Raw genomic sequence first — 11,215 nt, forward strand, 5'->3', positions numbered from 1 at the left:
GGATTTCAACTACGAAGTCTCGCGCAGCCTCGCGGCTTGTGAGGGCGTGCTGCTGCTGGTGGACGCCTCGCAGGGCGTGGAAGCGCAGACCATCGTGAATGCTTACCTCGCCATCGACAACAACTTGGAAATTGTCCCCGTCATCAACAAAATTGACCTGCCCGCCGCCGACCCAGAAGGAGCCGCCCGCGAACTGGAAGAAGTGATTGGCATTCCCGCCGACGACGCGGTGCTGGCTTCGGGCAAGACGGGCATCGGCATTCCCGACATTCTAGAAGCCATCGTAGAGCGCATTCCCGCGCCCAGTGGCGACCCCGAAGCGCCTCTCAAGGCCCTGATTTTCGACTCGTTTTTCGATGCGTACCAGGGCGTGATTCTGTTCGTGCGCGTGCTGGAAGGCTCCATGAAGCCCAAAGACGGCATCCGGCTCATGAACGCGGGCAAAAACTTTGAAGTGGACAAGGTGGGCACCTTCAGCCCCGGTCTGGTGGTGGGGCAGACGCTGGGCGCGGGCGAGGTGGGCTGGATTGCCGCCAGCATCAAGGACATCCACGACGCCCAGGTGGGCGACACCATCACCGGGCGCGAAGTGCAGACCGCCGAGCCGTTCCCCGGCTTCAAGCCCGCGCAACCCGTGGTGTTCAGCGGCCTCTACCCCACCGACACCGAGGACTACCGCAAGCTGCGCGAGGCACTGGAAAAGCTGAAGCTCAACGACGCGGCCTTCTCGTTTGAACCCGAAACCTCCGAGGCGCTGGGCTTCGGCTTTCGTTGCGGCTTCCTGGGGCTGCTGCACGCCGAAATCATTCAGGAGCGTCTGGAGCGCGAGTACGACCTCGACCTGATCGCCACCGCGCCCGCCGTGGTTTACCGCGTCACGCTGACCAACGGCGAGATTTTCGAGACGCAAAACCCCGCCGAATTTCCCACCCGTGACCGTATCGCAAACGTAGAGGAGCCGTACATCAAGCTCTCGGTGATGCTGCCCGAAGATTATGTGGGGCCAGTCATGCAGCTGTTGCAGGAGCGGCGCGGCTCCATGCAGACGATGAACTACATCGGCAAGCGCGTGGAGCTGCTCTACGAGGTGCCGTTCGCCGAGATTCTGTACGATTTCCATGACCGCCTCAAGTCCATTTCACGCGGCTACGCCAGCATGGATTACGAGCAAATCGGCTACCGCGAGGGCGACCTGCGCAAAGTGGACATCATGGTGAACAACGAGGTGATTGACGCGCTCGCCGTCATCGTCCACGAGACCAAGACCTACTCGCTGGGCCGCAAAATCGTGGACAAGATGGCCGAAGTCATTCCGCGTCAGCTGTTCCCCGTCCCCGTGCAGGCCGTGATTGGCGGCAAGATCATCGCCCGCGCCACGGTGAAGGCCTACCGCAAAGACGTGCTGTCCAAGTGTTACGGCGGCGACATCAGCCGTAAGAAGAAGCTGCTGGAAAAGCAGAAAAAGGGCCGCGCCCGCATGAAGCAGTTCGGCACGGTGGAAGTGCCGCAGGAAGCGTTCCTGGCGGTGCTGAGTACAGAGGAATAAGCGCCTCCTGAGCATAGAAATGGAATGAGGACAGGCTGTCCGCTCCAGTAAACCTCATGAGAGGTCACCTTGATTCCTTCAATCGTTAAACGCGCTACGCTCGCCACCCTTCCCGATGCCTTTGTCCTGCATCCCGACCCCGCCGAGGTTCAGGCCCGTCTGGAACGTTTTTTGCAGCGGGTCGCTGACGGCAAGGCCAGTCCCGACCAGTTTGTGATTCTGCGCTCTGAACGGGGAGTAGAGGGCGTGGCCACCCTGGCACCTCAGTCCTTCATTCCGCTGCTGATTCAAACCCGCTCCGACACGGCCTCCTCTGCCCGCCAGCAGTTCTTTGCCGCTCTGCTGGAACTGGCTCCAGAGCGCACTCTCTTGCTCGACAGCGGCCATACGCCGCCCGACGCGGCTCCCGCCCTGGCTGCAGGCTGGACACTGGATGACGAACAAGTGGTTTACGAAACAGACCTCAGCGCCCGCCGTTGGACACTGGCCCCAAATGCCTTGGAAGGCGGTGCAGAACTGCTGGAGCGTCCCGACATTCGCGCTCTAGCGGCAGAACTGGGACAGGCCGACTTGGAATTGGGCGAAAGCTGGCGCTTGGTGGCTCTACTGGACGAGACAGGAAACCCCACCGCACTGGGTGCAGTCGGCCCCAGTGGTCGTCCCGACTGGGCCAGCATTGACCTGATCGGCGTACGCGAAGCCAAGCGCAGCCAAGGCTCCGGTACACGCTTGCACGCGCATCTGCTGGCCCGTGCCGCCCAGGAGTTCGGATGGCATGTGGGCCGCACCGAGGCCGAAAATCATGCCATGCGCCGCGTTTTCGAGCGCAATGGCTCGCGGGAGAAAGCACGTCAACTCTATTTCCGTCCTGCTCTGCCCTAAGCACTCCAAGCTGCCCGACGCGGCTCAGGGCAAAGGTGAAAGCCAGTCAGCCAAAGCGAAGCGGCGCGTCACGTTGCGAACGACGCCCATTCGTCCCCCCATCCAGTCATGCAACGCAGCCTCCACATCGGGCAAGAGAAAATCCGGGGCGTGTTCAGGCGGAAGCCACACAGCCTCACTCACCTCGGCTGGGTCAAGTTGCAGCGCCGTCCCGTGGCTTTCTCCCACAAAAACATACGCCTGAATGTCAGGCCAACCCCCGCCCGTCAGCAGGTAGCAGCCGATCATCCCTGTGAGGTTGACCTCCAGCCCCACTTCCTCCTTAACCTCGCGCACCGCAGCTTGCAGCGGGGTTTCAGCGCTGTCCACCACACCGCCCGCGAATCCCCAGAAGTGTCTCCCGTAGCTCTGGCGAATGAAAAGAATGCGCCCGGCTTCATCCTGGAGCAGGGTCGCGGCGCATTGCCTGGGGTGCGAAGGGGTCACCCCGCCAGCATACCCGCCCCCTCCCTTATCCGGCGTACCCCCCACTCCGCCATCTGGCGCATGTGGCAGGCGGCCTACACGGATAATCTTTCAGACGGGTGAGCCACTGGGCTTTCCCGCGACGCAGGTTTCTTCTAGTCAGCAAGATGCCCAGCAACCGCTGGGTGACGGCGGTGCAATTCCGTCCAACCTGCTCCAAACACACTAAACGCCGTGCAGGAAAGGCCTTCTCCCAGCGACCTTTCCCGCACGGCTCTGTTTTTTACTTCATGTTTGCCAGAATCAGGCCGCCTACGTAGGGCAGCAGCCACAGGCCCCACACGCTCAGGCTGAAGCGGTGGAAGGTTTGCAAGGTAGTGGGGTTCTGCTTGAGGTAGGTCACGGTGGCCCAGACCGCATGAATCGCCATCAGGACCAGGGCCAGAGCGCCCAGAATGGCGTGCAGGCCGAAACCGCCGGGGGTACCGCCCGATTCGGCGATGCGGCGCATCATTTCGGTGCCCGCAGTGTCACAAATTAGACCAAACCAGAAGGCCGCAAGATGCACGGGCTCGATGGTTCCGGCGCGTTTTTCGCCCCACACGCCGATGGTGTAGGAGATGAGGGCAGTGGTCATGGCAACGATAGCGATGGTCAACATAGGGGTCATGCCAGGTTCTCCTTGGTGGGAAGGAATGCAGGCAAGGCAAGCACCGTACTTGCCTTGATTTCATGGCTCAATTTTACTTACCGGTCGGTAAATATATGTATTTAACCGTACAATTTTTCTTTTGCGTCATGCCGGGGCGCTAGCCTGCGCGGGTGAGAGTGGCGGTGATTTCGGATGTTCATGGCAATGCCTACGCATTGGAGGCTGTTTTAAGAGAAATCAGAGCCGCCGCACCCGACCTCGTCGTAAACCTGGGCGACCAGATAGAGGGCAGCGCCGACCCCGCCCGCGCCGCCGCGCTTCAGGCCGAACTGGGGGCTGTAGAAGTGCGCGGCAACAACGAGGAAAAGTGGTGGCCCGGCGGACGACGGACGCCGCTTTCCCAGCACATCGGGGCGTGGTTGGAAACCCAGGTGGACATGGGAACCCGCCAGCGCCTCGCCGCTTTGCCGCTGACCTGGCAACAGGACGGCCTGTTCATCTGTCACGGCACGCCGGACAGTGCTTGGGAGAGCCTGCTGTGGGTCTGGCAACCGGAAGGCGACGGCGGCTTCTACCGCAGCCGTGACCCCCGCGAGCTGCGCCAGATGGTGAGGCCGCTGGGGGCCGAAGTCGTGCTGTGTGGCCACACCCACCGCCCTGGCGCGACCCGGGTGGGTGACACGCTGGTGGTCAACGGCGGCGCGGTCAGCGACCAGGTGGACGGCGACCCCCGCGCCCGCTGGACGCTGCTGGAAAGGCGGGGGCCGCACTGGAACGTGGAATTTCGTGCCGTGGCCTACGACGTGGCGGGGGCGATCGCCTGGGCGCGGGTCAACTCACCTTTCGGAGAGTTCACTGCCGGGCTGCTGGGGAGTGGAGAAATGCGGGGCCGGGGCATCGGACAACCCTGAAGGCCTTCAGCCCTCCACCAGTTCACTCTCCTCGTCTGCCGCGCCCTCTCCCAGTTCCAGCGGAGCGAAGAGTCGGTCCAAATCCTGCACGGTCAGCTGGGTGGCATCGGTCAGGCCGCCGTCCAGTACCCCGCGAGCCAGCGCCGCTTTCCGCGCCTGCAAGTCCAGGATGCGCTCCTCCACGCTGCCCGCCGCGATGAGCTTGTACACAAACACGGGTTTGTCCTGTCCGATGCGGTAGGCGCGGTCGGTGGCCTGGTCTTCGGCGGCGGGGTTCCACCAGGGGTCGTAGTGAATGACGGTGTCGGCGGCGGTCAGGTTCAGGCCCACGCCCCCCGCCTTGAGCGTAATCAGGAAGACATGCGTTTCGCCGTTCTGGAAGGCGTCAATCTGCTTCTGACGGTCCTTGGTCTGCCCGGTGATTTTGGAATAGGGAATCTTTTCGCGCTGCAAGGTTTCTTCCAAGTGGCCCAGCAGCGTAGCAAACCCGGAGAAAATCAGCACGCGGCGGCCCTCTTCCACCATCTGCGGGAGGTTGCCTTCCAGCCAGTCGAGTTTGGCGTTGCTTTCCACGGTGCGGGCGGCGTCCAGCTTGACCAGTCGGGGGTCGGTGACGGCCTGCCGCAGCTTGAGTAGCGCGTCCAGAATGGCGATGGTCGAGCGGGCCAGCCCCCGCGCCGCCAATTCCTCGCGCACGCGGCTTTGCATGGTGACGCGCACGGTTTCGTAGAGGTCGCGCTGATCGCCTTCCAGCGTCACCCGCACCGGAATTTCGGTTTTGGGCGGCAATTCGCGGGCCACGTCGCGCTTTTCGCGCCGCAGAATGAAGGGGCGCACGCGGGCAGACAAGGCGGCCTGCCGCGCCGTATCGCCCCTTTTCTCAATCGGGGTGCGGTAGAGCTTCTGGAAGGTCTTTTCGTCGTGCAGCAGCCCCGGCGCGAGGAAATTGAACTGTGACCAGAGTTCGCCCAAGTGGTTTTCCAGAGGCGTCCCCGTCAGTGCCAGTCGGTGCCGAGCGTCCAGACTGCCCGCCGCTTTTGCCGCCGCCGTCTTGTTGTTCTTGATGTTCTGCGCCTCGTCCAGAATGACCAAGTGGTACTGAAAACGGCGCAACTCGTCGATGTCGCGGGGGAGCAGCGGGTAGGTGGTCAGCACCACGTCGGCCTGCGGAATCTGGTCGAAATCGGCGTGTCTGTCCTTGCCGTGCAGCAGCAGCACCCGCAGCCCTGGCGTGAACTTGGCGGCCTCGGCCTGCCAGTTGCCGATGACCGAGGTGGGCGCGATGACCAGCGTGGGGAGGTCGGCGCGGCCCTCTTCCTTCTCCTTGAGGATGTGGGCAAGGGTTTGGAGGGTGTTGTGGGTGACGACATAGCCCTCGGTGACATAAAGGTGGTCAGCCGCCGCCACAGCGATGCACTGCGCGGGCTTGTGGCCCACGAACTCCACCGCCTTGATGCCGCGTGTGGGCGGGTATTTGGTCGGGGGACGGTAGGCGGCCCGTTTGCTGCTCAAGCGGAAAGGCTCCAGGTGAGGCGGCAGCTTGAGCCTGACGCGCCAAGCGGTGCCACTCTTCTTCTCGCCGCCGTAGGTATGGGACGTGGCCTTCTGACGAATGCGGGCCACGCCGCCGAGGGACTGCACCAGTTCCACCACGCCCCGCGCCAGATGTTCAGAGACGCTGACGTATTCCACCACTGCGCCCGCGTGCCCATCGGTGTCCAGCAAGCCTTGCAGCAGCGCCAGCCGTTGCTCAGGACTGCCCAACAGGTAGTCAGGCGGAATGAACTTGTCGCGCCCGCTCTTGCCGTGGAGGCCGAGTTGCCGCAGCATCTGCTGTTGTTCAGGATTGCCGCGCATTGAAGCCGAGAACTGGGCCGTAGAGGGTTGAAGGTGGAGGGCAGAGTTGACCGCCGCGTATCCAGTAGTCACCAGTTCAGCGTCAGCAGCTTCCTCTCCCAGCAGTGCCCCCAGCGTGTAGGGGTCGAGCGGCAGCTTGCGTTCGGGCCACTGCACCGCCTCCACCAGCGGCAAATAGTGCTTGAGGTTGCCCGCCGCGTCCTGAAGGTCGGCGGCAATCTGGGCGGTGGTCAACGTGCGCCCAGGCAGGCCGCGCCGCTTGCGAACGGGCGTGTTGACGTGCCAGAGGTGTTCCTCGTCGGCCTCCACCGTCGCCCCGTCGGTCAGGGTCAGGCGGTAGATGGGCCGCTCGCCCTGCGGATAGACCCCGACAATCTGCGTCGGCTGTCCACTTTGGCCTATCACATAGTCCCCGACCTGCAACTGGCCCATTTCGCGCCAGCCCAGCGGGGTCAAGACTTTGGCGTCCAGCGGCTGCGCTTTGCCCAGCCCCATATCGTCCGCCAAAATCCCGCCCAGTTCGTACTCGCGCAGAAATTGCAGCCACGCGAGGCCCTGAAGCTGATAAGGCCGCATTTCGGCGTGCAGGCCCGCAGGCGGCGCGACCTCCCGAATACCGCCGAAGTCGCGCAGGCGTTTGCCCAGGTCGAGCAGTTTCTCCGCGCCCACCCAGCGGGCTTGCAGGGCGCTTTCCAGTTCCGCGAGGCGGGCAGCGTCCAAGAGAGGCAGCCGCAGCGGGCCAGGGGGCAACTCGCGCAGGTGCAGTTCGACCAGCACGCCCAGAATGGAGCGCACCCGTCCAGCGGGCAGCGGCACTTTGCGCCCGTCGTCTAGCGCAGCAAAAATCAGTTCGTCGTCGTCAAGTTCCGCCAGCGCACCTGGGGTAAACAGTTCGGGCTGCGCGGCAATCAGGTTCGCCAACACGGGCAGCAGGCTGATGCGCTGCCCCCCCACCACGATGCCCAGGTCGAGCGTGAACCAGCCGCCGCCTTCCTGCGCCTCGCCGTACCAGTCGTCCACCTCGGCAAAATGCAGCGGGAAATCGGGGTGGATGACGAGTTCGATGCCCTGCCGTTCCAGCGCCTCGCGGCCCTCCTGCATGAATTCCAGCCAGGCTTCTTCGTCGCCCAGGGTGTAGAACTCCTGCGCAGCTTCGGGAAAGAGGTATTCGGGAAAAGCCTGACCCAGCGGCACGAAGCCCTGGTCTTTGAAGGCACGTTCGGCCCGCTGCTCGGCGGCCCGCTGCCGGGGCACCTGCAAGACGGTCTGTTCGCTCAGCACCGTCACGACTTTGCCCGTCGTCGGCCCGCGCAACTCGTGCCCACCGTAAGCCGGGCGCAACTCGGCGACGGCGAAATTCTCGGTGCGGCCCGCGCCATTCCAGAGGTCTTGATAGGTCAGCGTGCGCCCGCTGAGGTGCAGCCGGGGCGTGTAGGGCAGCCGCTCCTGGCGCGTGCCGACGGTCAGCGGCGCAGGAATCGGGAGGGCGGCGGCGGTCATGGCCTGGGCCACCGCCGGAGCCTGCGCGGGCGGCACACTAGGGCCAGTCAAAAAGCGGGCGAGCAGCGCGGGCGACCCCGGCACCTCGACCGGGGCCAGCGTGAGCGCCGCCGTGTCCACCACCCAGGGTCGGCCCAGCGGCAGCACCACCTGCGACACCCGCGCCACGTCTGCGTCATCCGTGCCTTCGAGTTCCAGCGCGGGCGATTGCAAACCGCTTTCGTCGGTGACCCAGGCGGGCTGAGCGCGTACCTTGTCTGCGCGGCGCAGCGGAGCGCTCACGTCGTCCCAGCACAGCCGCCCGGTGTCGAGTAACGTGCCGATCAGCAGCCCGGTGGCGGGGTGGTCCACCAGCGCGTACAGAGGGTCGTTCCAGCGCCCCGACACATGGGCGGGACGGGTCGAGACACTGAGCAGCTCCAGGGCGTCCGAATCACGCTGCACGAAACTGGGCCACGCGCCCACCTTGCGGGCCAGCGGGTAGGGTTCGGGGGCGCTGAGGTTGGGGACGCCGCCCTTCATCGGCACGCGCTGCACGTCCAGCACGGCGCGGCGACTTTGGCCCGGCAGACCCCCTTGCAGGCTGACCGACTGTACCCGCAGTACATAGCGCAGTTCGTACTGCCGCCCGCGCCCGCTGCTGTTGTCGGGTTCGCTTTCAAACCCCGCCAGCCACTGCTTGAGCCGGGGGTCGAGCGCCTCGGTGACTGGAGCCGCCGCGACCGGCTGGGCCGCCTGCGGCTGACTGGGCGACTGGCCCTCGGGCGGGTCGGTGGACAGCACCAGCGCCGCCACATGACGGCAGCGGTGCCGCCCGCAGGTGCAGGACGAATCCAGCAGGCGCGGCTCGGGGGGCGCGGTCAGTTCGGCCATCGCCTGAAAGGTCTGGCCGCCGTCCAGCACAGCGGCACTGGCCCGCCACCCCTGAGCCGTCCAGGCCAGAGTGATGTCCTGCACGGCTTCCCGGCGCAGCGCCAGCCCCTGGGCCGCCGTGTCGAGCGCGAAACCGTGCGGCAGACGACTGAGCTTCAAGGCTTCACCCACACGCCCGGCAAAAGCGCGCAGTCCAGCATGACGGCAATAAACACATCCTGTAGTCTAGCGCGCTTTTGAAGACTGGAGGCAGCAGCGTGAAGGCGACTGGAATATCGGGGCCGTTGGGATAAGCGTCAGCGTCCGGTGTACTGCACCCGCCACACCCGGCCCTCGCCGTCGTCGGTGAGCAGCAGGGCGCCGTCAGGCATCACCTGAAGGTCGACCGGGCGGCCCAGCGTCGTCTGCCCGCTCAGGAATCCTGTCAGGAAATCACTGACCTTGCCCGTCTTGGGGTCAATGGTAATCACCTTGTAGCCACTCTTTTCAGAACGGTTCCAACTGCCGTGCAGCGCGGCGAACAGTTGTCCCCGATAGGCCGCCGGAAAGGTCTTGCCCGTGTAAAAGGCGATGCCCAGCGGCGCGGCGTGGGCGGTGGTCAGGGCAAAGGCGGGCGTGGCGCGGCGGCAGGTGGCGGCGTCCTTCTTGCCGAAATCGCGGTCCCAGACCTGCGGCTGCCCGGCCTGGGTGGTGTAGCAGTAGGGCCAGCCGTAAAAACCGCCCGCCCCGAGCTTGAAAAACCCTTCAGGCGGCAGGTCGTCGCCGAGCTGGTCGCGCCCGTTGTTGCTGGCGTAGAGCGTACCGCCAAACCATTCCAGCCCCACCGCGTTGCGTAGGCCCGTGGCGTAAGGCTTGCCATTTTTGCCGTCGGCGTCGTAAACCCACACGGCGGCGCGGCGGGCGTCGTTTTCCTCGCAGACGTTGCAGGTGCTGCCCGTCGAGACATACAGCTTGCCGTCCGGCCCGAAGACGATGGTGCGGCTCCAATGGCCCCCGGCGGGCAGGCTGATGATTTTTTCCGGCGCTCCGGCGCGGGTGTCGCCCGGCTTGTAGGCAAAGCGCACCACGCCGTCGGTGTTGGCGACATACAGATAACCGCCGTGAAAGGCGAGGCCATGCGGTTGGTTCAGGCCCGAAGCGTAGGTGAGGGTGCGGTCGGCACGTCCGTCGCCGTTCCTGTCGGGCAAAATCAGCACCGTCCCGGCCCGCGAGTCGCTCAGGAAGACATCTCCCGTCGGCGAGAGGGTCATGAAACGCGGCTGCGAGAAGCCTTCGGCGAAGAGGCCCACCTTGAACCCCTGCGGCGCCTGCAAAGCCGGGAGAGCTTGGGCCGCCGCCGTAGAGCCGACGAGCATGGAGGCGAAGATAAGCTGTTTGAACATAGGCTCAGAACAGCACATTTCGGCGGGTCTGGGGCCACCCCCTTGCTAGGCTAAGCCTCATGAACCTGCCTGCCCGCGTGCGTGTCACCCGTCCTCCCCTGCCCCTGGCCCCGGCCCTGGCCCAGGCCGCCGCGCGGCTGTGTCCGGCGGCTCCGCGTGAGTTGCAGGCGGCGGCCCTCGCCATCGCGGGCGGCTCGGTCGTCGGTGCCCACCTGCGCTGGGAGGGCGGCGAAGTGCAAAACGTGGAAACGGGCTGGCGTGGCAAAGGCATCGAAGAAGCGCTGACACAGGCCACAGCCCAGGACTGAAAACCGAAAAAACAGCGTCCGCAGCAGCGCCGTTTCCTTGTCAGGGCCCTAGCGGACAGGGGCCTCGTTCACTGGTCGAAGAAGTGACAGCTGATCATGCTGCCCTGCTTGAGGTTCTTGTCGAAGAAAAATCCGAGGACATACTGCGCCTCGGCGGTCTTCCCCTTGGCGGCGTAGACGGGTTTGTAGATGTAGAAGCTGCCTGTCAGATTCTGACTCAGGGTCTTGGCGGGAATGGCCTTCTTGGTGACGTATTTTCCTGACCCGTCGCTTCCCTTGAAGCCGCTGACCGTCAGGGTCTTGTGAAAGGCTTGTTCGGAAGCCCGGAAAGCACTTTCGGTGGCCCCCGGCATGAAGAAGAAATCGCCATTGAAGCATTCTCTCTCCCTGCCGGTATACGCGTTGACAATGCCCTGCATGTAGTCCACATAGGGCTTGGTCACGGCGCGCGCCTTCTCGAACTGACCGTTGTCGCCGGTCACTTTCACCTTGCCTATCTCGAACGGCAGGTTGAAGGTGCCCTCGGCGGTCGTGAAAGTGTCGGAAGGGTAGGTCTCTAAACGGGTGGTCTGGGCCGAAGCCTGCGAACCCAGGAGAGCGGCCAGAAAAAGAACGACTGCCTCTCGCTGTTTCATGCTTGACCTCCTGCCGACAGCTTTCGAGCAATCCGTCACGGGCATGTCAAGGCCAAGGGTGGGTTTTCTTCCGTGAAGCGAGGGTGAACGGGCCGAAGGCCTTGTGGGTGAGCCGCCACCGCCCCCCGCGCCGTCCGTTACACTCGCCCCATGCGTCCCGAACTGCTGTCCCGCGTGCTGTCGCTGCTGCCCGAACGGGGCGAA

The 11,215-nt window shown here is 64.5% G+C and carries 9 protein-coding genes; 4 read left to right on the forward strand and 5 right to left on the reverse strand.

Features of this window, described 5'->3' with window-relative positions; translation table 11 throughout:
* Both lepA and Q4C89_RS11505 read left to right on the forward strand, forming a co-directional pair.
* A partial coding sequence (lepA, locus tag Q4C89_RS11500; protein ID WP_303102755.1) for a translation elongation factor 4 occupies window positions 1-1,546 on the forward strand: 1,546 nt, incomplete at its 5' end.
* Between the two features lie 69 nt (window positions 1,547-1,615).
* Window positions 1,616-2,428 carry a GNAT family N-acetyltransferase gene (locus Q4C89_RS11505; protein ID WP_303102756.1) on the forward strand — a complete coding sequence of 271 codons (813 nt, stop codon included), beginning with the start codon at window positions 1,616-1,618 and terminating at the stop codon, window positions 2,426-2,428.
* 24 nt (window positions 2,429-2,452) lie between these two features.
* Here Q4C89_RS11505 and Q4C89_RS11510 read toward each other — a convergent pair whose 3' ends face one another.
* Window positions 2,453-2,914, reverse strand: a complete 462-nt coding sequence (locus tag Q4C89_RS11510) for an NUDIX hydrolase (protein WP_303102757.1) — start codon at window positions 2,912-2,914, stop codon at window positions 2,453-2,455.
* A 262-nt stretch (window positions 2,915-3,176) separates the two neighbouring features.
* Window positions 3,177-3,563 (reverse strand): HsmA family protein, encoded by a 387-nt coding sequence (locus Q4C89_RS11515; protein ID WP_303102758.1) that lies wholly within the window; start codon window positions 3,561-3,563, stop codon window positions 3,177-3,179.
* 152 nt (window positions 3,564-3,715) lie between these two features.
* On the opposite strand from Q4C89_RS11515, the gene Q4C89_RS11520 reads away from it, so the two are divergent.
* Window positions 3,716-4,456 carry a metallophosphoesterase gene (locus Q4C89_RS11520; protein WP_303102759.1) on the forward strand — a complete coding sequence of 247 codons (741 nt, stop codon included), beginning with the start codon at window positions 3,716-3,718 and terminating at the stop codon, window positions 4,454-4,456.
* Between the two features lie 6 nt (window positions 4,457-4,462).
* Here the strand turns inward: Q4C89_RS11520 and Q4C89_RS11525 are convergent, their stop codons facing one another.
* A complete protein-coding gene (locus Q4C89_RS11525) occupies window positions 4,463-8,845 on the reverse strand; it encodes an SNF2-related protein (protein ID WP_303102760.1) in 4,383 nt (1,460 codons plus the stop codon).
* 137 nt (window positions 8,846-8,982) lie between these two features.
* Window positions 8,983-10,068 (reverse strand): sorbosone dehydrogenase family protein, encoded by a 1,086-nt coding sequence (locus tag Q4C89_RS11530; RefSeq protein ID WP_303102761.1) that lies wholly within the window; start codon window positions 10,066-10,068, stop codon window positions 8,983-8,985.
* Between the two features lie 59 nt (window positions 10,069-10,127).
* Here Q4C89_RS11530 and Q4C89_RS11535 point away from each other — a divergent pair, with 59 nt between their 5' ends.
* Complete coding sequence (locus Q4C89_RS11535; RefSeq protein WP_303102762.1) at window positions 10,128-10,376, forward strand: hypothetical protein; 249 nt, start codon at window positions 10,128-10,130, stop codon at window positions 10,374-10,376.
* Between the two features lie 68 nt (window positions 10,377-10,444).
* Here Q4C89_RS11535 and Q4C89_RS11540 read toward each other — a convergent pair.
* Window positions 10,445-11,215: hypothetical protein (locus tag Q4C89_RS11540; protein ID WP_303102763.1), on the reverse strand; the 771-nt coding region annotated here is incomplete at its 5' end.

This window comes from Deinococcus sp., from assembly GCF_030523985.1.
Classification (GTDB): domain Bacteria; phylum Deinococcota; class Deinococci; order Deinococcales; family Deinococcaceae; genus Deinococcus.

Coding starts and splice junctions, on each gene's coding strand:
- Q4C89_RS11530 (WP_303102761.1), bottom strand. CDS start 10,068: ATGTTCAAACAGCTTATCTTCGCCTCCATGCTCGTCGGCTCTACGGCG.
- Q4C89_RS11515 (WP_303102758.1), bottom strand. CDS start 3,563: ATGACCCCTATGTTGACCATCGCTATCGTTGCCATGACCACTGCCCTC.
- Q4C89_RS11535 (WP_303102762.1), top strand. CDS start 10,128: ATGAACCTGCCTGCCCGCGTGCGTGTCACCCGTCCTCCCCTGCCCCTG.